The sequence below is a fragment of the Paraburkholderia sp. BL17N1 genome, assembly GCF_003634175.1.
Classification (GTDB): Bacteria; Pseudomonadota; Gammaproteobacteria; order Burkholderiales; family Burkholderiaceae; genus Paraburkholderia.
Map to the genome: position 1 here is coordinate 2,606,551 of NZ_RBIW01000001.1, position 26,995 is coordinate 2,633,545.

The following is a 26,995-nucleotide window of genomic DNA, read 5'->3' on the forward strand; positions in this document are numbered from 1 at the left end:
GCCGCCGTATGCGCGACGAACCATGTCGTGCCCGGCGCGCGAGAGGCGCATCGCGGCTTCAGGAGGAGACATCATGAGACGGAGACGCGCATTGCATGTGGCGTCGGCGAACGATGTGCAGAACTTGACGTACTCGCTGAAAGATCTGAAGTCGAAGCACGCGCGGTGGTATACGCCGATCTGCGTGAGCACGGCCTTGTTGACGGCCGCGCTGCTAATGTCCGCCTGCGCCGACGCCAGTTCGACAACCGGCGACGCGGCCTCCGCAACGCCGAATCCCGCGAACACGACAGCCGGTGCGTCAAGCAACGAAGCCGGAACCGCTGACCGCCGCGCGAATGCCACTACAGCGCCGGACGCCGCGCTCGCCGCTCAACCTGCTTCGTCGACGCGCCCCTCACTCGAACTCGCCAAGGCCAGACAACTGGCCGCGGAGCAAAGCGTCGCCGCGCGCGTGCCCTCGGCGAGCGGGATGAGCGAGAAACGCAGCCGTCCGCTAACGCTGCGCGATTCCGGCATCGACGGCTCGCTGATGTTCGCGCGCGACGTCGACTTTCGCGTGACCGGCGATATCGGCTTCATGATTCACGACATGGCGGCGACGCTGAGCCCGGCGCGGCCCGGCCAGCCGATCGTATTCGACGATCCGACCAGCGTGACGATCAACGTCCACCGCGGCCATGTAACGCTCGACATGGCGAAGCTCACGGCAATCTTCAACCGTTACCTGTTCCAGTATCAGGGCTCGCCGCTGCGCAACATGCGCGTCGTGCCGCAGGACGGCGGCAATCTGCGCATCACCGGCGAAATGCATCGTGAGACGTGGGTGCCGATCGTGTTGAGCGGATCGCTGTCCATGCGCGATGCCGACGAACTCGTCTTTCACGCCGATCACGTCGAAGTGGCCGGCGTCGGCGCCGACAAGTTGATGCATGCCGCGCACGTGAAGATGGCAGACCTGCTGAAAGTGGACACGCCGATCGCGCGTCTGGACGGCGACGATGTCGTGATGCAGGTGGCCAGACTGACGCCGCCGCCCGCGTTGCGTATGACGATCACGCAGATTGAAACGAGTGCGGCAGGCGTACGCTTCACGCTCGACGACCGTACCGTGCCGGGCATCGTCTGGCCCGCGACGATGCCCGCACGCGGCATGCTGGTGCAGGGCGGCGACGTAAAATTCATGCGCTCGATGCCGATGAACATCGACATGGCGCTCACGCCGGTCGACGGTACAGGGCCCTTCGTGCTGGACTTGTACCACTATCGCGAGCAGATGGCGGCGGGCTATTTCACCTTCGACGAAGCGGGCGCGCTGGACGTGCATCTGCCGTCATATACGACGCTAGCCGGCGCGGACAAAGACACGCCTCTGCAAACCGGCAGCCCGAGTGCGCGCTTTAACGACAGCTTCATTCGCGTGCAGCAGGCCGCGCTCGCGCAGGCGCGGCTCGTCTGGCAACACGCGCCGCAGACGGTGCGGACCGCGTCGGTGGCGCGTGCGATTCCGGTCGGCACGCGCGCGGCATTCGCGAGGCAGAGCATGGCGACGCCGGGTTCGGCTTTGAGCGACGAGCGTCATTCGTCGGGACCCGCACCGCTGATTCACGTCGAGAATGTCGACTTCTACGTGTCGGGGCGCATCGGTTTTCACGTGCGTACGCTGGACGCGCAGATGGTGCCGAAAAAACCAGGACAACCGGTCGATCTGGACGATCCCGATCAGTACGATATCCGTATCATCGGCGGCGAGGTCGTGGAGCCGTGGCCCGCGATGGCGGCGCTTTTCAACGACTATCTGCTCGACTACGAGCCGCGCTCGCTCAACGATTTGCAGTTGAAACCCGTGGACGGCAAGCTGGAAGTGAGCGGCGGCATCAAGTTATGGAATCACTTTCCCGGTGTCTGGCTGCCGACCACGATGAGCGGCACGATCGTCGCCAGAGATGAGCGGCATCTCGTGTATGAGCCGACCTCGGTGAAGGTGCTCGGTGTGCCGCAGGCCGGCTTGCTGCGCGCGTTGGATATTCCGCTCGCCTCGCTCACGCCGTTCACGCGCAAGGGCGTTGCGCTGAAGGGCAGCGAGCTGGTGTTCGATCAGTACACCGTGTTTCCGCCGCCGGTTTTGCAAGGGCGTCTCGCCAGCGCGACGGTCACCGACGAAGGTCTCGTGCTGAAGTTCAAGCGCGACGGCAACGTCGTCGCCGCGAGGCCGCCTGCGGGCGCGGGCAAGAGCTTCGTCTGGATCGAATCCGGCGACGTGAAGATGTTCAACTCGCTGGTGACGAATACGCGCACCTTCATCAAGGACAGTTCGAACCCCGGCGTGATGAAGTTCGATCTGTACGCTTATCGCAAGGACGTGTCGAAGGGAACGGTGAAGATGGGCGAAGACGGCGGCCTGGACGTCGATCTGGCCGTTAGAAAATAGCCTGCGGGGCACCTGTAGTAAGCGCCGCGCGGGCTGCTACATCAAGCGTCCTTATTGATGATCCATTCGTGCGCCGGGTCGTTGCGGAAATGCCAGACTCGCTGCCCGCCCGCCATCACGTTCAGATAGTACGAGTCGTACCCATACGGCACGATCACCGGATGATAGCCGCGCGGCACCATCACGACGTCGTGATTCTCGACGGCCATGGACTCGTCGATATCGCGCATGTCGGTGTACACGCGTTGAAACGCAAATCCTTGCGGCGGATCGAGCCGGTGATAGTAAGTCTCTTCAAGTGAGCTCTCGTGCGGGACATTGTCGGTGTCGTGCTTGTGCGGCGGGTAGCTCGAAGCGTGTCCGCCAGGCGTCCTGACTTCCACCACCAGCAGCGACTCCGCCGGCTCGGTCTGCGGAAGAATGTCGCATACGTATCGCGTATTCAGCCCTTTGCCGCGTGTCGAGCGTTTCATCGAACCCGGCTCGATCAGCCGCGCCGGTAATTCGCCTTTGGCCGGTGCGCTCGCCACGCCGATCTCGGCATCGCGGCAAGCGCGTACCGTGATCCGCACATTCGGCGGTAGATAGACCGCATACGGCGCGGCGTCTTCGAAGACACTGTCGCGCGAACCCAGCGAACTCCATTTGGTGTCCGCCGTTTCGATATCCACTGCGCCCGTGAGCACGACGATGCACACTTCACGCGATGGTTCGAACACGTGCGCGACTTCGTTTTCGCCCAGCCGGTAAGCGGCAAAACCGACATAACGCCAGCACGCCGACTCCGGTGTTACTCGCGCGATTGTCTGGCCTTCGCGCTGCGCCTTCACCAATAAACTCATGCTGCCTCCTGTTCTGTGCGGTCGAGCGGCGCATCGACCAGCGCGCGCAATGTCTTGTAGCCTTTCTGCGCATACTCGAACGATGGCGCCACGACCGGATCCTGTTCGGCTTCCACCACGAGCCAGCCGCAATAACCGTGCCGCTTCAGGCGCTCGATGATCGCGGGGAAATTCACCGCGCCGTCGCCCGGCACCGTGAAGGCGCCGGCGATGACCGCGTCCAGAAAACTCCAGTTGCGATTGCGCGCGAGCTTCATGACGGCGGGGCGCACGTCCTTGCAGTGTACGTGGCAAACGCGCCCGATATGTTTGTCGAGCACGGCGAGCGGATCGCCGCCGGCAAACGTGATGTGCCCCGCGTCGAACAGCAGGCCGACAGCGTCGCTGGTGCGTGCCATCAGTTGATCGACGTCGGCCGGTGTTTCGACATAAGCGCCCATATGGTGATGGTAGGCGAGCCGCACGCCGCGGCTCAGTGTATAACGCGCGAATTCATCGACACGTGCCGCGTATTCGGCCCATTGCTTCTCGCTGAAAAAACGCGGGCGTTGGTAAAGTGGTTGCGCTGCGCCCTGAATCGAATCGGCGACCTCGCCGTACACCATCGCCGTCGCGCCGTTTTGCGCGAGCAATTCCAGATGCGGGTCGACTTCCGCGATTTCTTCCTCGACGCTGCGTCGCGCGAGGCGTCCGGAATACCAGCCGGAGACCAGCGCGAGATCGTACTGTGCAAGCAGCGTCTTCAACGCCTGAGGCTCGCGCGGAAACTTGTTGCCGAGTTCGAAGCCTTGATAGCCGATCTGGCGGCCTTCCGTCAGCGCCACTTCGAGCGGCGTTTCGCCGCCGAGCGAAGGCAGATCGTCGTTCATCCACGAAAGCGGATTGATGCCGATACGTACGTCGAAAGCAGTCATGCGGGCGTCCTCATTCGTTGTCGGCGGAGCCGGTGTTTTGCGCGGAGCCGGCCGGTTCGGCGCGGGCCGCGAGTTGCGTTTCGTATTTCGCGCGCGCGTCGCGCACGGCGGGGCGCGGCGAGACCTCCGGCACGGCCACTTCCCACCACCAGCCGCCGTCGTCGGTAGTGCGAGCGGGATCGGTATCGATGCTGATGACGTAAGTGCGATCCGCCGCGCGGGCGCGTACCAAAGCAGCTTCGAGTTCAGCGACATTCGCCGCATGTTCGGCTTGCGCGCCAAGCGCACGCGCATGCGCGGCGAAATCGATCTGCGGCGCGCCGAGCGGGCCTTGCATGCAGTTCTCCAGCAGGTTGTTGAACGGCGCACCGCCGCACGCCTGCTGCAAGCGGTTGATGCAGCCATAGCCGCGATTGTCGAGCACTACGACGATCAGCTTCGCGCCGATCATCACCGAGGTGGCGATCTCGCTGTTCATCATCAGATAGCTGCCGTCGCCGACCATCACGATCACTTCACGCGCGGGCCGCGCGAGCTTCACGCCCAGTCCGCCGGCAATCTCATAGCCCATGCACGAGTAGCCGTACTCGACGTGATACGCGCCCGGTTTGCCGGCGCGCCACAGCTTGTGCAATTCGGCGGGCAGGGTGCCGGCCGCGCAGACGACGATATCGTTCGCGGGTGAACTGGCGCTCGAACGCTGCACGGCGCCGATCACATCGCCCTCGTAAGGCAGCACGGCATCGCGCTGCGGCGCATGCGTGAGCGTGCCCACCGTATCGCGCCAGCTTGCCGCGAGTTTGTGCGCGCGCGTGGTCCACGCGCGATCCGCGTGCCAGCCTTGCAGCGGTTCGGCGAGCGCTTCGAGCGCGAGACGCGCGTCGGCTTCGACCACTTGCGCGCGATGCTTGAGACCGTCGAACGCATTGGCGTTGATGGCGATCACGTCGGCTTGCGAGAACAAGGTGTTGGAGCCGGTGGTGAAGTCCTGCAAACGCGTGCCGATGGCCAGCACGCAATCGGCGTCGTGCGCGAGCGCGTTCGCGGCGGGCGAGCCCGTCACGCCCAGCGCGCCCGCGTTCAGCGGATCGTTCCACGCGAGCGAGCCTTTGCCAGCCTGGGTTTCCGCCACTGGAATGCCGTGCGCGGTCGCGAAGCGGTGCAGCGCGTCGCTTGCGCGGCCATAGAGCACGCCGCCGCCCGCGACGATCAGCGGCCGCTTGGCATGACGCAGACGCGCGATAGCGGCTTCAATTTCGTCGACGCGCGGTGCGGGCGAATAAAACGTGACGACGCGCGGCTTGAAGAAGTCGACCGGGAAATCCCAAGCCTGCGCTTGCACGTCTTGCGGCAACGCGAGCGTGACGGGCCCGCACAAGGCGGCGTCGGTCAGCACGCGCACCGCGCGCGGCAACGCACTCAGCAATTGCGCGGGATGCACGATACGGTCGAAGTAGCGCGACACGGGCTTGAGCGCGTCATTGGCGGAGACGCCGCCGTCGTGGAAGTCTTCGACCTGCTGCAAGACGGGATCGGGGGCGCGCGAGATGAAGATGTCGCCGGGCAACAGCAGCACCGGCAAACGGTTCACATGGGCGAGCGCCGCCGCGGTCACGAGGTTGGTGGCGCCCGGTCCGATCGACGTCGTGACGGCCATCATGCGGCGGCGGAAATGCGCCTTCGCATAGGCGATCCCGCTGTGCGCCATCGCCTGTTCGTTGTGGGCGCGCAGGGTCGGCAGTTCGTCGCGGTGCTGATACAGCGCTTCGCCGATCCCCGCCACGTTGCCATGGCCGAAGATCGCGAACACGCCGCCGAACAGCGGCTCGGTGCCTTCGCCGTCTTCAGTCGCGACGCGTTGCGCGGCGAGATAGCGGACCAAGGCCTGCGCGGTCGTCAGGCGCACCGTGCCACCCGGGCGCGTGCCAGCGTGGCTGGCGTCGTTGGCGGACGCCGCGTCGTGATGCAATACGCGCTGATTCATGCGGCTTGCTCCTGTTGGACAGGGTTCGGCGCGCTGGGCTGCGCGGCGCATGCGCCACGCGTTGCACGCCACGAAGCAATCAGTGTTTCGAAGGTGCGGCGTACGCGCGCGATCAATTCGTCGTCGCCGATTTCTCCGGCGAGCCACGCATGACTCGGCTCGTGGAAGATCGTGCGTCCGACCGTGAAGCCACGGCACGTCGCCGATTGCGCCGCCGCGCGAAAGCCTTCGTCCAACTGCTCGACGGCCGCCGACAAACCGAGCAGCACCACGCCGCGACAGTACGGATCGCGCTCGGCGATCAACGCGTCGACGTTGCGCCACTGCGCGGCGTCCATCGGTTCGAGCTTCCACCACTCGGGATAGATGCCGATGTTGTACAGGCGCTTTAACGCGCGATACACGGTGTCGGGCGCTTGCGGCAGTTGCGCGTGTTTCGGCGGAATCACTTCGAGCAGCAATTCATGGCCGCTTGCTTGCGTCGCGTCAAAGAGCGCGCGCAGTTGCGCTTCCTGTTCGAGACGCTGCTCGATGGGCTCGTCCGGATGGAACTGCACGAGGCACTTGACGATATGTTCCTGCGGCCACGGAATCAGCGTGGTGCCGATCGAACGGCCATGATCGAACACGAGCGGCACCGAGCCCGGCAATTCCACCGGCCGGCCGATCCACCAGCCGCGGCCGGTGGCGGCGTTCAGCGCGTCCTGACCATAACGGTCGTCGATCAGCACGCCAATGCGGTTCTGCAACCCCAACGCGCTTTCGGTTTGCGCGACGGCTTCGACGAACAGACCCTTCAGACGCGCGATGCGCGCTTCGTCGGCGCCCGTTTGCTGCGCGAGTTCGAAGAACTGGTTGCGATGGTCGAAGGCGAAACCAAGCACTTCGTCCCATTGTTTGCGGGCCGGCGAGACGCGATGCAGCCGCGCGAGCGTTGCGTCGCGATCCGGGCGGCGCATGCGCTGCGGATCGGCTTTCGCTTCGCGCAGGAAATAGTCGAGTTCGGCGGGCGTGGGCATGGCCGGCGCGCAGCCGTGACGCGAGACGACCAGCGCGCCGCTCGCGTTTGCAATGCGCGCGCACGCTTCCAGCGGTTGATCGCGCAGCCATCCGGAGAGGAAACCCGAGGCGAACGCATCGCCCGCGCCGAGTACGTTGAGCACTTCGACTTCCACGCCGCCGTGAATCGGCAGATCGTCGAGCGAGGCGGGCACCGCGCCGTCGATGATCTGGCAGCCCATTGGTCCGCGTTTCAGCACCAGCGTGGCCGGCGTGACGGCGCGCACCATCGCGAGTGCGTCGACCAATTCGGTCTTGCCGCCGGCAATGCGGAATTCCTCTTCGGTGCCGATCACCAGATCGAACAGCGGCAGAATGCGCTGCAAATGCGCGGTGACGCCCTCGCTCGCGACGAAGCGGGTTTCGCCGTCTGCTTTGCCGGTGAGGCCCCACAGCACCGGGCGATAGTCGACATCGAGCACGGTGCGCACCTGGTTGCGGCGCGCATAGTCCAGCGCGCGGCGGCTCGTACGGTTCACCTGCTCGGTGGAGAAGTGCGTCCCGGTAATCAACAGCGCTTTCGACGACGCGATGAAGGCTTCGTCGAAATCCGCTTCATCGACTGCCATGTCCGCGCAGTTCTCGCGATAGAAGATCAACGGAAAAGTATCGCGGTCTTTGAGGCCGAGCAGCACTAGAGCGGTCAGACGCTCCTGATCGATGCGCACGTGGCTGACGTCGCAACCTTCTTTGGTGAGCGTCTCGGTGAGAAAACGGCCCATGTGATCGTTGCCGACGCGCGCCAGCATCGACGACGCGAGGCCGAGCCGCGCGCAGCCGAAGGCGATATTCGCCGACGAGCCGCCAAGATACTTCGCGAAGCTCGACACGTCTTCGAGCCGCGCGCCGACTTGCTGCGCGTAGAGATCGACAGCGAGGCGACCGAGGCAGACAATATCGCGGCTGCGGCCCGGCGCAAAGCGGCTGCCGCTGGCCGGCGTCGAGGCGGACGTGATGCCGCTGGATGTGCTGGAATGATCCATGAAGTTTCCTGAATAGCTGGGCGAGACGGCCGGCGCGACTGCGCCGAACCGTCGCGCGAATGAATCAGATCGTCGCGCCTTCGAGTTCGCCGATCATCTTCTGCATCTCGGCGCCGCCGGCCATCATGTCGAGCACCTCGTCCTTGCTGATGGTTTCCTTGGTGAACGTGCCGAGCGATTTGCCGCGATTGAGCACCGTGAACGAATCGCCGATCGGATACGCGTGGTGCACGTTGTGCGTGATGAAGATCACCGAGATGCCTTTGGCGCGCGCCTTGTGAATCAGCTTCAGCACGTTGAAGCTCTGCTTCACGCCGAGCGCGGCGGTTGGTTCGTCGAGAATCAGCACGCGCGCGCCGAAGTGAATCGCCCGCGCGATCGCGAGACACTGTTTCTCGCCACCGGACATGGTGCCGATCGGCTGATGCGCGTCGCGCACGTTGATGCCCATTTCGGCGAGCTTCTCGCGCGCGGTGGTGGCGCTGGTTTCGAGGTCCATCACGCTCAGGAAACCAAACAACTTCTTTTGCGGCTCGCGTCCCATGAAGAAGTTGCGTGCCACGGAGAGCAGCGGCACCAGCGCGAGATCCTGATACACGGTGGCGATGCCGAGATCGAGTGCATCTTTCGGGGACTCGAACAGCACGGGTTTGCCGTCCACCAGATACTGGCCGGAAGAGGGCTGATGCACGCCGGCGAGGGTCTTAATCAGCGTCGACTTGCCCGCGCCGTTGTCGCCGAGCAGGCAGTGCACTTCGCCGCGTTTCAGGCGCAAGGTCACGCCGCTCAATGCGATCACCTTGCCGAAGTATTTGTTGACGTTCTCCAATGCGAGGATCACGTCTTCGTGCGGCGCGGCTGCGGTCGCGTTTGCGTTCGATTCAGGCAAGGCGTTCGCCGTGGTATTCATATCGGACATGTTCGTCTCCTCTTTACGCCTGCGAAACGCGGCGGCGCACATAGTGATTGAACAGCACGGCGATCAAAAGCATCACGCCGAGGAACACGCGGAACCAGTCGGAACTGACGTTGGTGTAGGTAATGCCGATTTGCACCACGCCGAAGATCAACGCACCGAAACACGCGCCGACCACCGAACCATAACCACCCGTCAGCAACGTGCCGCCGATCACCGCGGCGATGATCGCTTCGAATTCCTTCTGCAGACCGCGGTCGGCCGCGGCTGAGCCGATGTCGCACACTTGCAGTACCGCAAAGAGGCACGAGCAGAACGCGGTCAGTACGAACAGTGAAATCTTCACGCGACGTACTGGCACCCCCACGTTCTTGGCCGCGTTGGCGTCGCCGCCTACAGCGAGAATCCAGTTGCCCGCGCGCGTTTTTGCCAGCACGAACGCGCACACCGCCGCGAGTCCGAGCCACCACAGAATTACCTTCGGAATGCCAGGCACGAGCGCATGGCCGTTATCGAGCATGGTGCCGATGCCGTGGCGCGCAAGCATCGTGAACAGACCGTTCAGCGCGACGCCATGAAACAGCGTATTCGCGAACCAGTCGTTCTGCGCGAGGTCGCCGACACCGGAGACGATCGTGCGGTCCGCGAACATGATCGAGAGCGCGAGCGTGAGGCCGCGCAGGATGAACAGAAACGCGAGCGTGACGATGAACGACGGCAGGCGCGTGCGCATCACCAGATAGCCGTTCAGCGCGCCGAGCAGCATGGATCCGGCGAACGCGAAGAGAATCGCCAGCGAAATCGGCCAGTGAAAGTACACCGAGGGAATCGCGACCATCATGCCGGCAAAACCGATCATCGAGCCGATGGACAGATCGAACTCGCCGGCGATCATCAACAGACAGGCGCCTACGGCGAGAATGCCGAGATACGCGGAGACCTGCGACCAGTTCATCACGCCGTCGAGGTTGAACATGCCGGAACCGCCGGCCGTCAGCGCGAAAACGAGAAACACCAGTACCGCGCCGGAAATCGCGGCGAATTCGGGGCGATTCAGCACGTGGCCGAATCGGGATTCCTTGCGCAGCCGTTCATCCGAATCGGGCAGCGAGGGCGCGGCCTCGCCGGTATTCGTCTTGACGTGCGGTGGGAAGTGTTTGCCGGCTACACCCATGATGTCTCCTTGGAGCCCGGCCGTGTGCGGCTCGCACGCGAGGATGCGTGGCGAGAACGACAGCCGGTGAAATGCGCGGGGGCGGGCGGCCCGCTCCGAATCGAAGCGGTGCCCGCCGTGCGCGTGACTAGCTAGAGAAAAGAATCAGCGATACTGCCCTGCGTACTTGATGACCTTGTCGAGGTTTTCCTTGGTGATGAAACCCGGGCCCGAGCGAATGTTCTTCGGTCCGTACGACGGTGCGAGGCCGTAGGTTGCGAGCCGTTCCTTGAACTTCGGATTGGCTTCGAGAATCTGGCGGATCTTCGCGGGATCGGTGGTGTGCTCTTTCTTGACGATCGCCAGCACGGCCACGGGGATGTAGCCCTGCAGGTATGGCTGCTGGTCGATCGCGAACTGGATCGTGCCGTTCTGGATCGCCTTGGCGATGTCGTCGGAGAAGTCGAACGTGCAGAAGTAGATCTTGCCAGCCAGACCCATCTGCTGAACCGCTTTCAAGGTGGCCGAAGCCGGGGTCGGTCCGAGCGTCAGAATCGCGCCGGTGTTCGGATGATTGCGCAGATACGCGCTGACCTTCGATTGAATTTCGGTCGGATCCTGGCCGGAGTCGATGGTGGACGACTTGTAATCGACGCCGATCGCCTCGGCAAAACCGCGGCACCGGTCGAACGACACGGTGTTGGTGGCGAGGTGATTCACGCACAGGAACGACTTCACGCCTGCTGCCTTGGCTTTCTCACCGGCGGCTTTGCCTGCCACATATTCGGGTTGGCCCACATGCATGATCGCGCCGAGTTGCGCGCTCTGTTCCTCGGTGCCGGAATTGATCGTGACGAGCGGAATCTTCTTCGCGGTCACCTTGTTGATCGAGCTTTTCAGCACGTCGAAGTCGGCGATGGTGACGATCACGCCGTCGTAGTTGCGCGCGGCGGCCTGCTCGACCAGACGCGCCATATCGGCGATGTCGCCGTTCGGCGGATTGCGGTAGTCGGTCTCGACGTTGAAGTCTTCGTCGGCCTGTTTGATGGCGTTCTTGATGGTGTTCCACCACGAATCCGAATCCGGCGCGTGGCTGATCAGCACGAAGTGCGCGTCAGCCGCGCGGGCGGCCGAGGCCGCGCCGAATCCCGTCGCCAACGTCAATGCCGTCACCAGAATCCTGAGCGTAGCCTTGCCCTTGCAAAGTCTCATTGTCTCCACCTTTCTCGGTATGTCGTTTTTGAAGGGAGCGTCTGGCGGGCGGCTTTGCATCTGCGTACAAACCCGGGTGTTGCCACCAAAGCGCCATCGCTCACGACCAAGATTAGGCGATCTTCCAACGCGTTGCAATGAAAATTTCATTGAAAATAAAAATAGAAAATAAGTTCCATTTGATCCGCCCGCTGCCTATAATCGGCAGCGTCAGGAGGCCATGTGGCGGGCGTTTGAAGCCGCTGCGGCACTGCAATAAAGCACCCGAGAGAGAGCCATGGCGGAAGAGAGCACCGAGGAATTGCCCAGCGTCGAGGAATTGATGCAGCGCATCGCAGAAAACTACGACGCATTGCCGCGTCAGTTGAAGAACGTCGCGACGTATATCGAGCAGCATCGCTCCAGCGTAATGGTGGACCGCACCAGCGACATTGCGGCGAGCTGCGGCGTGCACCCGTCCGCGGTGGTGCGTTTCGCGCAGCGTTTCGGCTTCTCCGGCTTCTCCGATCTGCAGGCGGTTTTCCGGCAGGCTTACACGGGGCAGGGCAGTTCGTCGCCGAGTTATCAGCAGCGCATTCGCAAGCTGATCGACGAGAAGCCAGGCGCGCTGTCCGGCGGTTCGGTGGCGCGCGAATTCATCGCGGCCTCGCGCGGCGGCCTGGAAGAACTGGAGGCGGGCCTCGACGACAAGGAGTTCGACGCCGCGGTGAAGATGCTGCAGCAAGCCGACAACATCTACGTGATCGGCGTGCGGCGCTCGTTTCCGGTGGCGAGCTATATCGTCTACGCGCTGCAGCACACGCCCAAGCGCGTGCATCTCGTGTCCGGTTTCGGCGGCATGTACCGCGAACAGATTCGGAGTGTGAAAAAGGGCGATGTGGTGATCGCGATCAGCTTCGCGCCCTACGGCAAAGAGACGCAGTATTGCTTGCGGGTCGCGCATCATCACCAGGCCAAAACGCTGGTTATTACGGATAGCCAACTATCTCCGCTCGCGCGTTATGCCAGTACGCAACTGTATGTGAAAGAGGGCAGCGCGTTCGCGTTCCGCTCGCTGACCAGCACGATCTGTTTGTGCCAGGCGTTGTTTATCGCGCTTGCTTACAAGCTCGAATTGAATGTTGAAGAATCCAAAGACACTGGAGGATACGATGACTGATGGGGCAAAGACGATCGACGTAGCGGTGTTCGGCGCGGGGCGCATCGGCAAGATTCATGCGGCGAATCTCGCGCGGCAGCCGGGCGTGCGACTCAAATACGTGGTCGACGTGAATCGTGAAGCCGCCGCGGCACTCGCCGCCGAGCACGGCGCGCAGGTCGCCGATATCGACGGCGCGATGGGCGATGCGTCGATCGGCGCGACCGTGATCTGTTCGAGCACCGATACGCATGCCGATCTGATCATGCAATCCGCCGCGCAGAACAAGCACGTGTTCTGCGAGAAGCCGGTCGATCTGACGCTGGAGCGTGCGCGTGCCTGTGCGGCCGCGGTGGAGCGCGCGGGCGTGGTGTGCATGATCGGTTTTCAGCGCCGCTTCGATCCGACTTTCTCGGCGTTGAAAGCGCGACTCGACGCCGGCGAGATCGGCACGCCGGAGATGCTGGTCGTGACGAGTCGCGATCCGGGCGCGCCGCCGGTCGATTACATCAAGCATTCCGGCGGCATTTTCAAAGACATGCTGATTCACGACTTCGACATCTTCCGTTGGATTCTCGACGACGAAGCCGACACGCTGCACGCCACCGGCAGTTGTTTGAGCGACCCGTCGATCGCGGAGGCGGGCGATATCGATTCGACCGCGGTCACGATCCGCACGAAGCGCGGCCGCCTGTGCCAGATCAACACCGCGCGTCGCGCCGCGTACGGTTACGACCAGCGTTTCGAAGTACTGGGCAGCCACGGCATGTTGCAAGCGGGCAATGTGCGTCCCACGGAAGTCACGGCCTATTCGAAAACCGAGGTGTCGAGCGATGTGCCCGAAGCGTTTTTCCTCGAACGCTACCGCGCGGCTTACGCGCACGAAATCGCGCATTTCTTCAATGCGGTGACACATGGCAAGCCGGTGCGCACGACCGTCGCCGACGGTTTGAAGGCACTCGAACTCGCCGACGCCGCGACCCGTTCGTGGCGCGAGGGGCGCGCGGTCAAGCTCGGTGAGGGATCGTGATGACGGTCGCGACGGCGCGGGTTCGTGTGGGCGTAGTCGGCCTCGGGCGTCTTGGCAAGCGGCACGCGGAGAATTTGGCGCATCGCGTGCCGGGCGCGTCGCTCGTGGCCGCCTGCAGTCCGGTGGAAGAAGAGCGGGCCTGGGCGCGTGAAGCGTTGCCCGCGCCGCGTCTGTACGAGGATTATGCGGAGCTGCTGGCTGACCGCGAGGTGGACGCGGTGTGGCTCGTCACGCCGTCTTCGTTGCACGCGCAACAGATTGTCGATGCGTTGCGAGCCGGCAAGCATGTGTTCTGCGAGAAGCCGTTGTCGCTGGATGTCGCCGAGTGCGAAAGGGTGCTGGCGGAAGCCGCGCGCTATCCGCATCTGCAGGCCACTATCGGGTTCATGCGGCGCTTCGACCCGAGCTATAAGGACGCGTTCGACAAGATCGAAGCGGGCAAGATCGGCCGGCCGTTTTTGGTGCGCTCGCAGACCGCGGATCAGAACGACAGCGATGGTTTTTTCGTGCGTTTTGCGGCGACCTCTGGCGGGATCTTCCTGGATTGCACGGTGCACGATATCGATGTCGCGCGGTGGCTGCTCGGCAAGCCGCGCGCGAAACGCGTGTTTGCCGCAGGGGCGGCGGTGATGCATGAAGGCTTGCGTGAGTTCGGCGATGTGGATAACGGCATCGCGATCTGCGAGTTCGAGGGCGGGAAGCTGGCGATGTTTTATGCGTCGCGGACGCAGGCGCATGGTAATGACACGCATAGCGAGGTGATTGGCACTGCGGGCGCGCTGGCTATCGGGCGTAATCCGCGGGCGAATCGCGTTGAGATTTACGACGCCACCGGGATTCGGAATGAGTGCACGCCGAATTTTTTCGAGCGGTTCGAAGATGCGTTTTTGTTTGAGGCGCGGGCGTTTGTTACGGCTGTGCGGGATGGGGTGGGGTCTTCTGCTGCGCAGGCTGGGGCTTCACTCGCTGATGCGTTGGAGGCTACGCGGATTGGGGTGGCGTTGCGGGAGTCTTTGTTGAGTGGGGAGGCTGTTAGGTTGTAGGTTTTTTTGTCTTTTTGTTTTTTTTTGCCTTTACGCGGTGGGTTGTGTTTTTTTGGGGGGTGTTGGGCTTTTCTTGCTGTGACCAAGGTCTGGTTTGCTTGCTGTGTGGGCCTTTCCTTGAAATTTTTGTGGTTTATTGGCGTTGCCCTGTGCGGGGCGGCACTTCCTTTCTTTGCCGGCCGCAAAGAAAGGAAGCAAAGAAAGCGGCTTCACACCGCCAGCCTGTAAGCGGGTCTCCTGGCTTGGAGGAGGTAGTGGCGCATCTGGAATCTGTGCCCTCGCGCCTTCCGCGTTCGTGACAAGGCGCTCATTCTTCCGGCAGCGCTGCGCGCGCCGTCGCGGTCGTTCTGCAAAAAATCGGTCGTTTCGATGCCAAGCGTTCAATGAGTCGTGGACGGATTTCCGGCATGGGCGGCTTGCCGGGGTGCTCGGCTTTTTTGCGCGCAACTGTTTTCGTCCCGTCATTTCCCACGTCCGACGGCATTTCCCGTGGTGCCCGCTCCGTCCATCGCGGCCGCCGCCTTCAAGACCGCCGGCCGCTTCGCGGCATCGCCGCGGCGATGCCGGTGGCCCCACCGCACGCGCGCGCAGCGACGGTTTTTTGGACGGACCGTTCCGGCGAGCGCGCAGCGCGAGGCGGGCGGTATGACTGCCTTGTCACAAGCTCCGAATGCGCGAGGGCACAGATTCCAGATGTGCCACTACCTCCTCCCAGCCGGAGGACCCGCTTATAAGTTGGCGGTGTGAAGCCGCTTTCTTTGCTTCCTTTCTTTGCGGCCGGCAAAGAAAGGAAGTGCCGCCCCGCACAGGGGCAACCCCAATAAACCACAAAGATTTCAAGGAAAGGCCCACATCGCCACGCAACCGAACCATCCCACCAAAACACCCAAAACCCGCCCGCCCGCCAGGCGCCGCTTATAATCAACCATTCTCAGCATTCACCAGCCGAACCGACACAAATGAGCGAGACCCCGAGCGACACCACCTCTACGCTTGCCAAAAGCTTTGAGCCCCACACCATTGAAGCCCACTGGGGCCCCGAATGGGAAAAGCGCGCCTACGCGACGCCCACCATCGAGGAAAACCGGAAAGATTTCTCGATCCAGTTGCCGCCGCCGAACGTCACGGGCACCCTCCACATGGGCCATGCGTTCAACCAGACGATCATGGACGGCCTGACCCGCTATCACCGCATGCTCGGCGAAAACACCCTGTGGGTGCCGGGCACGGACCACGCGGGCATCGCCACGCAGATCGTCGTCGAACGGCAACTGGACGCACAGGGCATCTCGCGCCACGACCTCGGCCGTGAAAAATTCGTCGAACGCGTCTGGGAATGGAAGCAGGAATCCGGCTCGACCATCACGAACCAGGTGCGCCGCCTGGGCGCTTCGATCGACTGGTCGCGCGAATACTTCACGATGGACGACAAGATGTCGGCCGCCGTGCGCGACGTCTTCGTACGCCTGTATGAACAGGGCCTGATCTATCGCGGCAAGCGCCTCGTGAACTGGGACCCGGTGCTGCTCACCGCCGTCTCCGACCTCGAAGTGGTCAGCGAAGAAGAAAACGGCTCGCTCTGGCACATCCAGTATCCGCTCACGGACGGCTCTGGCCACTTGACGGTCGCCACCACGCGCCCGGAAACCATGCTCGGCGACACCGCCGTGATGGTCCACCCGGAAGACGAGCGCTACGCGCATCTGATCGGCAAGACGGTCACGCTGCCGCTGTCAGGCCGCGAAGTGCCGATCATCGCGGATGATTATGTCGACCGCGAGTTCGGCACCGGCGTCGTCAAGGTCACGCCCGCGCACGATTTCAACGATTATCAGGTCGGCCTGCGCCACAAGCTGCCGATGATCGAAATCCTCACGCTCGACGCGAAGGTCAACGACAACGCACCGGAAAAATACCGCGGCCTCGACCGCTTCGAAGCCCGCAAGCAAGTTGTGGCCGACCTCGAAGCGCTCGGCGTACTCGAATCGGTCAAGCCGCACAAGCTGATGGTGCCGCGCGGCGACCGCACGGGCGTCGTGATCGAGCCGATGCTGACGGACCAATGGTTCGTCGCCATGAGCAAGCCGGCACCGGAAGGCACCTTCAATCCAGGAAAATCGATCGCCGAAACGGCCCTCGACGTGGTGCGCAGCGGCGAAATCAAGTTCGTGCCGGAAAACTGGACCACCACTTACTATCAGTGGCTCGAAAACATCCAGGACTGGTGCATCTCGCGCCAGCTCTGGTGGGGCCATCAGATTCCGGCATGGTACGGCGAAAACGGCGAAATCTTCGTCGCGAAGACCGAGGAAGGCGCGCGCGCCAAGGCTGCGGCCGCCGGCTACACAGGCGCGCTCAAGCGCGATGAGGACGTGCTCGACACGTGGTTCTCGTCCGCGCTGGTGCCGTTTTCGTCGCTCGGCTGGCCGAATGAAACGCCGGAACTGAAACACTTCCTGCCGTCGTCGGTGCTGGTCACCGGCTTCGACATCATCTTTTTCTGGGTCGCGCGCATGGTCATGATGACCACGCACTTCACCGGCAAGGTGCCGTTCGACACAGTGTATGTGCACGGCCTCGTGCGCGACGCCGAAGGCCAGAAGATGTCGAAGAGCAAGGGCAATACGCTCGACCCGATCGATATCGTCGACGGCATCGGCCTCGACGCGCTGGTCGCCAAGCGCACCACCGGCCTGATGAATCCGAAGCAGGCCGCGTCCATCGAAAAGAAAACCCGTAAGGAATTCCCCGACGGCATCCCGGCATTCGGCACGGACGCGCTGCGCTTCACGATGGCGTCGATGGCCACGCTCGGGCGCAATGTCAACTTCGATCTGGCGCGCTGCGAAGGCTATCGCAACTTCTGCAACAAGCTGTGGAATGCCACCCGTTTCGTGCTGATGAACTGCGAAGGTCACGATTGCGGCTTCGGCAAGCCGGAACAATGCGGCGAATGCGGCCCGGACGGGCACCTGCATTTCTCCCAGGCCGACTACTGGATCGTCTCGCGGCTGCAGCGCGTGGAAGCGGAAATCGCCAAGGGTTTCGCCGATTATCGTTTCGACAATGTGGCCAACGCCCTATACAAGTTCGTATGGGACGAATACTGTGATTGGTATCTGGAACTCGCGAAAGTTCAGATCCAGACGGGTCAGCCGAACCAGCAGCGCGCAACTCGCCGCACGCTGTTGCGCGTGCTCGAGACGGTGCTGCGACTGGCGCACCCGGTGATTCCGTTCATCACCGAAGCGCTGTGGCAAAAAGTGGCACCGTTGGCCGGGCGTTATCCCAAGGACAAAGCTGAGGGCGAAGCGTCCATCATGGTGCAGCCGTACCCCGTCGCCGAACCGTCGAAGATCGATGAAGACGCGGAACAGTGGGCGGCCGATCTGAAAGCAGTGATCGACGCGTGCCGGAATCTGCGCGGCGAAATGAATCTGTCGCCGGCGGTCAAGGTGCCGTTGCTCGCTACCGGCAACGCGGAGCGTCTGCGCACCTTTGCTCCTTACGCACAGGCATTGGCCCGTTTGTCCGAAGTGCAGATCATTGCCGACGAGGCAAGCCTGGATGCGCAGGCAGATGGCGCGCCAATTGCTATCGTTGGGAATGACAAGCTCGTGCTGAAAGTGGAAATCGATGTGGCAGTCGAGCGCGAGCGGTTGTCGAAGGAGATTGCGCGGTTGAGTACGGAAATCGTCAAGTGCAACGGCAAATTGCAGAACGAAAGTTTCGTTGCCAAGGCACCGCCGGCAGTCGTTGAGCAGGAGCAGAAAAGACTGGCAGAATTCGAAGCGACAGTGGGCAAGCTGAAAGCCCAACTGGCGCGCTTGCCGGTTTGATCACGCTCCGTGCCCGTCCCAGGCGGCGGGCAAGGACCGATCGCTAATTCAGAGGATTCAGGGTAATCACATGCTAAAAGTTACAAAGGCGGTTTTTCCGGTAGCAGGTCTTGGCACCCGGTTCCTCCCTGCCACGAAGGCGAGCCCGAAAGAGATGCTTCCGATTGTCGACAAGCCGCTGATCCAGTACGCGGTCGAAGAGGCAATGGCGGCCGGCATCACCGAAATGATCTTCGTCACGGGCCGCAGCAAGCGCGCGATCGAGGACCACTTCGATAAGTCATATGAAATCGAGGCCGAACTCGAGGCGCGCGGCAAGGACAAGCTGCTGGAGCTCGTGCGCAGCATCAAGCCGAGCCATGTGGACTGTTTCTACGTACGTCAGCCGGAAGCGCTGGGCCTGGGCCACGCGGTGATGTGCGCCGAAAAGCTGGTGGGCGACAACCCGTTCGCGGTGATTCTCGCGGACGACTTGCTGTACGGCACGCCGCCTGTCATGACGCAGATGATCGAGGTGTTCGACCACTATCACAGCTCGGTGATCGGCGTCGAAGAGATCCCGGCTCAGGAGACGAAGTCGTACGGTATCGTCGACGGCAAGGAGTGGGAAGACTCGATCATCAAGATGTCGGGCATTGTCGAAAAGCCGGAGCCGAGCGTGGCGCCGTCGAATCTCGGTGTGGTCGGCCGCTATGTGCTGAAGCCGCGCATCTTCGACCATCTGCGTGCGTTGAAGCCGGGCGCAGGCGGCGAATTGCAGCTCACGGACGCGATTCAGTCGCTGCTCGCCGACGAACAGGTGCTGGCGTACAAGTATCACGGCACGCGTTTCGACTGCGGCAGCAAGCTGGGCTATCTGAAGGCAACCGTCGAGTTTGCCTTGCGTCACCCGGAAGTGGCCGCCGATTTCGAGGAATATCTGCGCACCCGTTCGCCGGTGCTGGAAGGTTGAGCGGCTGTGAGCCGTTAGCCACCCGGTAGCGTTGAACCGAAGTTAAAAGGCGCTGTGCCCGCATTCGTGGGCACAGCGCCTTTTGTTTTCTGGCGATCGCTCCGGCGGGCGCGCGCTGGTACGCCGAGGTCAGCGGCGCTTCATCAGGAAGGTGAAAACCTTGTCATGCGCGGAGCTTTCGACGATTTCATTGCCGGTTTGTCTCGCAAACGCGGCGAAATCGCGCTGCGAGCCCGGATCGGTGGCGAGCACCTTGAGAATCTGGCCACTTTCCATGTCGGCGAGCGCCTTCTTGGCGCGCAAAATGGGCAGCGGGCACATGAGCCCGCGTGCATCGACTTCCTTGTGAATCTGAATTTGCATCGACGATGACCTTCGGGGGAGTGGGCGTGTTTTTTGACGCCGGAGGGTCAAATTCTACAGCAGGCTTATTGTGGTTGCCGGGAGGTGGTTTTTTGGGCTGTTTGGTCGCTGGGTGGGCCTTTCCTTGAAATCTTTGTGGTTTATTAGCGTTGCCCCTGTGCGGGGCAATGCTCTCAACTTAAGCTCCGCTGGATCATGCGAGTTTGTACGCGAGATGGAAGTGGGGCTTGGCTTTTCTGGGTGGTCTTGGATAGGAGCGTGAGGGCTGTATCCGGCATCGGGTCTGTTGGATCATTTCCAGCACACCGGCGAGGCCGTCCAGGCAGCGCTGGATGCGCAGAAGACACGCGCCGAGGATGGGCTTGAGTGCGCCCAGTGCATACACCCGGTTGGGACGGCTGGCATGTCTGTCGTCGTGCGGCGCATCGAGATCGCTGAGCAGGGTGAACAGGTTGTCGGCGAGGATTTTTGCGCCGAAGTCCTGCTGTAACGCCAGGTAATCGAGGCCTGTGACGGCTTCCAGCCGCAGCCGGTGCTTGAGTCGTTTGAACGCTTCCTCGACCCGCCAGCGCTGATGATAGAGCGCGCCGAACGATGCCGCCGGATAACGCCCGCCATCGAGCAGCGAGGTCATCAGCATCCGCACGCGACCGCCCGGCGTGACGTCGCGGATCAGGCGAACAGTGGTGGGCGTACGCGCCAGTTCATAGTCGCGGGCATCCAGTTCGCCGGGCGCGTCCAGTGTCACCACACGCTCGGCTTTACCGCTGCGGGCAAAGGCGCTGACGCATTTCCAGTTACGCGCATCGACGCGCATGCAGAACGGGATTTCGCGCTGTGCGAGTGCGGCCACCATCGCGTTGCCGATATAGCCGCGATCGAGCAGCAGCAGGTCGGTATGCGGTTGCAGCACATCGAGGGCTTCGAACAGCATCTGCCGCTCGCCGCCGTCGGCGGGATGAAGTGCAGCGTGCAGGGTCAGTTCGGAACCCGGCAGGAATAGCGCAAACGCGTAGTGATCGGCGCGCAGTTCATGGCCGCGACGCGTGCCCACACGCAGGCGGCTGCCATCAGCGGCGACCAGCCTCAGGCCGTGCCAGCGCATCGAATCGATATGGGGTTGGGCCAGCGAGATCAGGCGGGCACGGGCCAGCTCGAACAGTTCGGCAGACACGCCCCGTCGCGCCTTGCTGAAGGCCTGTGCGCTGACAGCGCGGGTGCGCCCGCCGCGGCTTCCCAGTGCGCCGAATAGCGCGTCAAGTTCGGCCTGCACACTGGCGCACATGCCCGACATCATCAGCGCGGCCATGCGCGGCAAGGTCAGTGTGCGATTGCGGGTAAAGGCGGTGGGAGAACGACGCACGCGATCGGCGAGCGTCGGATCGAACAGGAATTCGGAGAACTCAGCCAGAAGCCTTGAGGACGCTGGTATTTGAGTTCATATCGTTGATTTATCAGTGAGTTATGCGATCGAGTTTACCGGAGCCATGCCTCGTTTACAAGCCCTTCGAGGCTTAAGTTGAGAGCATTGCCCCGCACAGGGGCAACGCCAATAAACCACAAAGATTTCAAGAAAAGGCCCACCCAGCAAGCAAACCCACCTCCAGTGACCGCAAAAAAAGCCCAACAAAAAACCCAAGCACCACAAACCAACCCACCCCGCCAAGCAGGCAAAAAATCGCCCCCCCGTCAGGGGCATATAATGTCGAACGACCCGCCGCCCTTCCGAAAAAATGCCCGACCTGCTAGCCAATCTAAACCCCGAACAACACGCCGCCGTCACGCTCCCCAACGAGCCCGCCCTCATTCTCGCCGGCGCGGGCAGCGGCAAGACCCGCGTTCTGATCACCCGCATCGCGTGGCTCATCCAGCACGGCTTGGCATCGCCCGCCACGATTCTGGCGGTGACCTTCACCAACAAAGCCGCCCGCGAAATGATGTCGCGTCTGTCGGCGCTCCTGCCGATCGACACGCGCGGCATGTGGATCGGCACCTTCCACGGCCTGTGTAACCGCATGCTGCGCGCGCATCACCGCGACGCCGGACTGCCGGCCACTTTCCAGATTCTCGATACCGCCGACCAGCTGTCCGCCATCAAGCGTCTGATGAAGGGCCTCAACATCGACGACGAAAAGTACCCGGCGAAAAATCTCCAGTACTTCATCAACAACGCGAAGGAACAGGGCCTGCGGCCGAAAGACGTCGACGCGACCGACAACTTCAACCGAAAATTCGTCGAACTCTACGAAGCCTACGACCAGCAATGTCAGCGCGAAGGAGTAGTCGACTTTCCGGAACTGCTGCTGCGCTGCTACGAACTGCTCGCGCACAATCCGCCGCTGCGCGCCCACTACCAAGCGCGTTTCCGTCACATTCTGGTCGACGAGTTCCAGGACACCAACAAGCTGCAGTACGCTTGGCTCAAGATGCTGGCGGGCCAGACCAACTCGATCTTCGCCGTCGGCGACGACGACCAGTCGATCTACGCCTTCCGTGGCGCGAACGTCGGCAACATGCGCGACTTCGAACACGAGTTCAATGTTCGCCATCTGATCAAGCTCGAGCAGAACTACCGCTCGCATGGCCATATTCTCGACGCGGCCAATCAGCTCATCGCCAACAATTCGCGCCGGCTTGGCAAGAATCTGCGCACCGACGCGGGTCACGGTGAACCGGTTCGCGTGTATGAATCCGCGACCGATTCGCAGGAAGCCGGCTGGATCGTCGAGGAGATTAAGGCGCTGATCAGCACCGGCACGTCGCGTAGCGAAGTCGCGATTCTCTACCGCAGCAACGCGCAGTCGCGCACGATCGAACACACGCTGGTCAACGCGGGTATCGCGTATCGCGTGTACGGCGGCTTGCGCTTTTTCGAGCGCCAGGAAGTCAAGCACGCGCTCGCCTATCTGCGCCTGATCGACAATCCGAACGACGACACCGCGTTCGCACGCGTCGTCAATTTTCCGACGCGCGGCATCGGTGCACGCTCCATCGAGCAACTCGCGGACGCGGCGCGTCAGTACAACTGCTCGATGGCCGCGGCGATTCCGTACGTGGCGGGCAAGGCGGGTTCGAGCCTCGCGGGCTTCGCCAATCTGATCGGCAAGATGCGCGCGGAAACGCAGCAGATGAGCCTGCCGGAAACCGTCGAATACGTGGTGCGCACGAGCGGCCTCTCGGAGTTCTATCAGAACGAACGCGAAGGCCAGGACCGGCTGGAGAACTTGCAGGAACTGGTCAACGCGGCCGCCGCGTTCGTCAGCGAAGAGGGCTACGGCATGGACACGCCGGCGCGCTCCATCCCGCTGCGTCCGGGCGCGACCGCCGCGCCCGAACTGGCCGTCGCCACCGACGATCCGAATACCGTCGTGCTCGACGCGCCCGGCATCGCCGACCCGGCGCAAAACCCGGACACGATGACGCCGCTCGCCGGCTTCCTGTCGCACGCATCGCTGGAGGCGGGCGACAACCAGGCGCAAGCCGGGCAGGAAGCCGTGCAACTGATGACGGTGCACGCGGCGAAGGGCCTCGAGTTCACGGCGGTGTTCATCACCGGTCTGGAAGAGGGGCTGTTCCCGCACGAAAACAGCGCGATGGAATCGGACGGTCTGGAAGAAGAGCGCCGCCTGATGTACGTGGCGATCACGCGCGCCAAGGAGCGGCTGTATCTGTCGTTTGCGCAGAGCCGCATGCTGCACGGCCAGACCCGCTACAACATCCGCTCGCGTTTCTTCGACGAACTGCCGCAGGAAACGCTCAAGTGGCTCACGCCGAAGGTCGAGGCGGGCGCGCGTTGGGGCGGCCGCTCTGACAACGCGGGTTATGGGCGCGACTGGTTCGCGCGGCCGGGTTATACCGGGCCCGCGTCGTCCACGCCCGCGCAGTTGCCTGCGTTCGCGAACGAACAGCGTGCGGCTGAAACGGGTTTCCGCGTCGGCCAGCAGGTGTTCCACACCAAGTTCGGCGAAGGCACGATCACCGCGCTCGAAGGCGGCGGCACCGACGCGAAAGCACAGGTCAAGTTCAAGCGGCACGGCGAGAAATGGCTGGCGCTCGCGGTCGCTAAATTGCAGGCGGTGGAATGAGCGGCACGGGCGCAGGCGCGCCGGGCGCGGGCGTCGGGGCATCTGGCGTCGACGCGGCGGGCAAAGAGGCGCATGGCGCTGGAACGGTGGGCGTCGAGGCTCACGGCGTGGAAGCTGCCGGCACGCCAGCTGTGGTGGGTGACCCGTCAGCCGCAAGCATGTCCGCGATCGATCCGAACCGCGGCGGCACGCCGGTTTCGCATCGGCCGCTCGGGATTCTGGCGGCGTTGCCGCAAGAACTTGGCGATCTGATCGAAGCAATGCGCGCCGAGTCCGGCGTGCGCACGATCACGCACGGTCAGCGCGACTATCACCTGGGCAGCGTCCACGGGGCGCCGTGTGTCGTAACGCTGGCGCGCGTCGGCAAGGTCGCGGCGGCGGCCACGGTCAGCGCGCTGATCCATGCATTCGACGTCGAGGCGATCGTCTTCACGGGCGTGGCAGGCGGCGTGGGGCGCGAGGTGCGGGTGGGTGACATCGTGGTCGCCGACGCGCTGTTGCAGCACGATCTCGACGCATCGCCGCTGTTTCCGCGTTTCGAAGTGCCGTTGCTGGGCATCTCGCGCTTCGACGCCGATGCGGCGCTCGCCGATCAACTCGCCGCGGCCTGCGAGCGGTTCGTCGCGGAAGAGGGCGCGGCCTCGGCGGCGCGTTTCGGCACGCGTGAGCCGCGCGTGCATCGCGGTCTGATCATCAGCGGCGATCAGTTCGTGGCCAGCGCCGCAGGCGTTCAGGCCTTGCGCGAGGCATTGCCGGATGCGCTCGCCGTGGAAATGGAAGGCGCGGCGATCGCGCAGGTCTGTTACGAATACGGCGTGCCGTGCGCGGTCGTGCGTACCGTTTCAGATACCGCGGACGATCACGCGCCCGAGTCTTTCGTGTCGTTTCTCACGGCGATCGCGGGCACGTATTCGAACGCGATTCTGACGCGGTTTTTAGAAGCACGCAGTTCGACAATCTGACGGCCGGCGTCGTGGCGCGCATGTCGACGCATTGATAACAACCCGCGCTTCAGCCCCCGCCGCAGCCTTGCAAGCTATTTCCCCCCGGCGTCGTCCAATGCCTCGCGCACCTGCTGCAACGCCGCCGGATCTTCGATTGTCGGCAGATCGCCCGGCTCGCGTCCCTCGGCGAGCGCCGCGATCGCGCGGCGCAGCAGCTTGCCGGAGCGTGTCTTCGGCAGCATCGACACCACCACGACTCGTGACGGCCGCGCAATCGCACCAAGCTGGCGGTCTACCGTCGCCGTGAGTTCGCTTTCCAGTTTGCTGCGCTTTTTCGTGTCCGCGTAAGCCTGCGCGTCGCGCAGCACCACGAAGGCCATCGCCGCCTGACCCTTCACCGGATCCGTTACGCCGACCACCGCCACTTCCGCGACGGCCGCGTGGCTCGACAGCGCTTCCTCGATCTCGCGCGTGCCGAGCCGGTGGCCGGCGACGTTGATCACGTCGTCGGTACGGCCGAGGATCGTCACGTAGCCGTCTTCGTCCTGCACGCCCCAGTCGAAGGTCGAATAGACCTGCTGGTTCGGAATGCTCGACCAGTAGGTGCTGACGAAGCGTTTGTCATCGCCCCATACCGTCGACATGCAACCCGGCGGCAGCGGATAGTCCAGCGTCAGCACGCCCTTTTCGCCGGGCGGGCAGGGCTCGCCGCTCAACTCGTTGCGCAGGGTCAGATTGAATCCCGCCGACGGCACGCCCGGCGAGCCAAGCCTGGTCGGCAGTGCTTCGACGCCGCGTGGAATCGCCAGCATCGGCCAACCGGTTTCGGTCTGCCAGTAGTTGTCGATCACCGGCTTGCCGAGCGCGCCGGCGATCCAGGCGGCGGTCGGTTCGTCGAGCGGCTCGCCGGCGAGGAACAGCGCGCGCAGGCTCGTCAGGTCGGCTTGCTTCAGCAGCGCCGGATCCTGCTTCTTCAGCACGCGCAAAGCGGTCGGCGCGGTGAACATCAGATTGATCCGGTGATGGGCGACGAGACGCCACCAGATGCCGCCGTCCGGACGGATCGGCGTACCTTCGTACATCACGGTGGTGAGGCCCGCGAGCAACGGCGCGTAGACGATATAGCTGTGGCCGACCACCCAGCCCACGTCCGACGCGGTGAACATCACGTCGCCCGGCTTGCCCTGAAAGATGTGCTCCATCGACGCCGCCAGCGCGACCGCGTAGCCGCCGACATCGCGTTGCACGCCCTTCGGCTTGCCGGTCGTGCCCGACGTGTACAGCACGTAGGACGGCTCGTTCGATTCGAGCCACTCGCACGGCACATGGGCGTCGAAAAACTGCTCGCGCAACGGTTCGTAGGGGACGAGATAACTGGCATTGAGCCGCTCGGGCGCGAGTTGCCGGTCGATCAGCAGGACATGCGGCGTCTTGTGTTTCGCGCGGGCGAGCGCTTCGTCCATCAGCGGCGTGTAGTCGATCACCTTGCCGCCGCGCGCGCCGGCGTCGGCGGTGACGATCAGCACCGGCTTCGCGTCGTCGATGCGGGCCGCGAGATTCGGCGCGGCGAAGCCGCCGAACACCACCGAGTGAATCGCGCCGAGCCGCGCGCAGGCGAGCATCGCGAACAGGGCCTCGGGGATCATCGGCAGATAGAGCAGCACCACGTCGCCGCGCTTCACGCCGAGCGAGCGCATGACCGCCGCCATCCGGTTGACCTCGCCGTACAGTTCGGCGTAAGTGTAGCGCCGCTCGATGCCGGTTTCCGTCGACACATACACCAGCGCGTTCTGCTGCGCGCGCTCGGCCAGATGTCGGTCCACCGCGTTATGGCACAGGTTCGTGCGGCCGCCGCCAAACCAGCGCGCGAACGGCGGATTCGAACGGTCGAGCACGGTGTCGAACGGCGTGTGCCAGTGGATGCGCCGCGCTTCGTCGCGCCAGAATCCTTCGGGGTCTTCGATCGAACGGCGGTGGAAGTCGCGATAGCTTGTCATCTGCGGCGATCCTTCTGCTGCGTGGGTGAACGGATGTCGGGTCGTGCGGCCGTGTGGCGCGGCGCGAGAGCAGGGCGTGTGTCCGCACAAGCATAGAGCAGGCGTGGCTC

Annotated in this window: 18 protein-coding genes; 8 read left to right on the top strand and 10 right to left on the bottom strand. The window is 63.3% G+C overall.

The features are described from left to right. Positions 1-73: 73 nt before the first annotated feature. Positions 74-2,431 (top strand): hypothetical protein, encoded by a 2,358-nt coding sequence (locus tag B0G82_RS11815; protein ID WP_121307469.1) that lies wholly within the window; start codon positions 74-76, stop codon positions 2,429-2,431. A gap of 41 nt (positions 2,432-2,472) precedes the next feature. Here B0G82_RS11815 and iolB read toward each other — a convergent pair whose 3' ends face one another. From iolB to B0G82_RS11850, 7 genes are all read right to left on the bottom strand, one after another. After that, positions 2,473-3,273, bottom strand: coding sequence for a 5-deoxy-glucuronate isomerase (gene iolB / locus B0G82_RS11820; protein WP_121307470.1), 801 nt, complete (start codon positions 3,271-3,273; stop codon positions 2,473-2,475). Next, positions 3,270-4,187 (bottom strand): myo-inosose-2 dehydratase, encoded by a 918-nt coding sequence (gene iolE, locus B0G82_RS11825; RefSeq protein WP_121307471.1) that lies wholly within the window; start codon positions 4,185-4,187, stop codon positions 3,270-3,272. The genes iolB and iolE overlap by 4 nt, the downstream gene beginning before the upstream one ends. A 10-nt stretch (positions 4,188-4,197) precedes the next feature. Next, positions 4,198-6,171 carry a 3D-(3,5/4)-trihydroxycyclohexane-1,2-dione acylhydrolase (decyclizing) gene (gene iolD / locus B0G82_RS11830; protein ID WP_121307472.1) on the bottom strand — a complete coding sequence of 658 codons (1,974 nt, stop codon included), beginning with the start codon at positions 6,169-6,171 and terminating at the stop codon, positions 4,198-4,200. Further along, complete coding sequence (iolC, locus tag B0G82_RS11835; protein WP_121307473.1) at positions 6,168-8,213, bottom strand: 5-dehydro-2-deoxygluconokinase; 2,046 nt, start codon at positions 8,211-8,213, stop codon at positions 6,168-6,170. Before iolC ends, iolD begins: the two co-directional genes overlap by 4 nt. Positions 8,214-8,277: 64 nt before the next feature. Next, complete coding sequence (locus B0G82_RS11840) at positions 8,278-9,132, bottom strand: ATP-binding cassette domain-containing protein (protein WP_241974525.1); 855 nt, start codon at positions 9,130-9,132, stop codon at positions 8,278-8,280. Between the two features lie 13 nt (positions 9,133-9,145). Next, positions 9,146-10,303, bottom strand: coding sequence for an ABC transporter permease (locus B0G82_RS11845; protein WP_106283664.1), 1,158 nt, complete (start codon positions 10,301-10,303; stop codon positions 9,146-9,148). Positions 10,304-10,447: 144 nt separating this feature from the next. Next, entirely contained in the window at positions 10,448-11,494 is a 1,047-nt protein-coding gene (locus B0G82_RS11850) for a sugar ABC transporter substrate-binding protein (RefSeq protein ID WP_012433788.1), read from the bottom strand. Between the two features lie 277 nt (positions 11,495-11,771). Here B0G82_RS11850 and B0G82_RS11855 point away from each other — a divergent pair, with 277 nt between their 5' ends. The 5 genes from B0G82_RS11855 (at position 11,772) to galU (ending at position 19,496) form a co-directional block, all read left to right on the top strand. After that, entirely contained in the window at positions 11,772-12,653 is an 882-nt protein-coding gene (locus B0G82_RS11855; RefSeq protein ID WP_106283662.1) for a MurR/RpiR family transcriptional regulator, read from the top strand. Then, positions 12,646-13,662 carry an inositol 2-dehydrogenase gene (gene iolG, locus B0G82_RS11860; RefSeq protein WP_121307474.1) on the top strand — a complete coding sequence of 339 codons (1,017 nt, stop codon included), beginning with the start codon at positions 12,646-12,648 and terminating at the stop codon, positions 13,660-13,662. Before B0G82_RS11855 ends, iolG begins: the two co-directional genes overlap by 8 nt. Continuing rightward, on the top strand, positions 13,662-14,705 hold the full coding sequence (locus B0G82_RS11865; protein WP_121307475.1) for a Gfo/Idh/MocA family oxidoreductase: 1,044 nt from the start codon (positions 13,662-13,664) through the stop codon (positions 14,703-14,705). The genes iolG and B0G82_RS11865 overlap by 1 nt, the downstream gene beginning before the upstream one ends. 959 nt (positions 14,706-15,664) lie before the next feature. After that, positions 15,665-18,544, top strand: a complete 2,880-nt coding sequence (locus tag B0G82_RS11870; protein WP_121307476.1) for a valine--tRNA ligase — start codon at positions 15,665-15,667, stop codon at positions 18,542-18,544. A gap of 70 nt (positions 18,545-18,614) precedes the next feature. Then, positions 18,615-19,496: a UTP--glucose-1-phosphate uridylyltransferase GalU gene (gene galU / locus B0G82_RS11875; RefSeq protein ID WP_116117836.1), complete on the top strand. Its 882-nt coding sequence runs from the start codon at positions 18,615-18,617 to the stop codon at positions 19,494-19,496. A 129-nt stretch (positions 19,497-19,625) separates the two neighbouring features. On the opposite strand, the gene B0G82_RS11880 is transcribed toward galU, so the two are convergent. Next, positions 19,626-19,853 carry a sulfurtransferase TusA family protein gene (locus B0G82_RS11880; protein ID WP_041759012.1) on the bottom strand — a complete coding sequence of 76 codons (228 nt, stop codon included), beginning with the start codon at positions 19,851-19,853 and terminating at the stop codon, positions 19,626-19,628. Between the two features lie 199 nt (positions 19,854-20,052). After that, a complete protein-coding gene (locus B0G82_RS11885) occupies positions 20,053-21,291 on the bottom strand; it encodes an IS4 family transposase (protein WP_347237492.1) in 1,239 nt (412 codons plus the stop codon). Positions 21,292-21,592: 301 nt separating this feature from the next. Between B0G82_RS11885 and B0G82_RS11890 the strand changes: the two genes are divergently transcribed. Together B0G82_RS11890 and B0G82_RS11895 are read left to right on the top strand one after the other, a co-directional pair. Beyond that, complete coding sequence (locus tag B0G82_RS11890) at positions 21,593-23,944, top strand: UvrD-helicase domain-containing protein (protein WP_116139883.1); 2,352 nt, start codon at positions 21,593-21,595, stop codon at positions 23,942-23,944. A gap of 158 nt (positions 23,945-24,102) precedes the next feature. Beyond that, positions 24,103-24,906 carry a 5'-methylthioadenosine/adenosylhomocysteine nucleosidase gene (locus B0G82_RS11895; protein ID WP_121308665.1) on the top strand — a complete coding sequence of 268 codons (804 nt, stop codon included), beginning with the start codon at positions 24,103-24,105 and terminating at the stop codon, positions 24,904-24,906. Positions 24,907-24,980: 74 nt separating this feature from the next. Here B0G82_RS11895 and B0G82_RS11900 read toward each other — a convergent pair whose 3' ends face one another. Beyond that, positions 24,981-26,885 carry a propionate--CoA ligase gene (locus B0G82_RS11900; protein WP_121307478.1) on the bottom strand — a complete coding sequence of 635 codons (1,905 nt, stop codon included), beginning with the start codon at positions 26,883-26,885 and terminating at the stop codon, positions 24,981-24,983. Positions 26,886-26,995 lie beyond the last annotated feature (110 nt).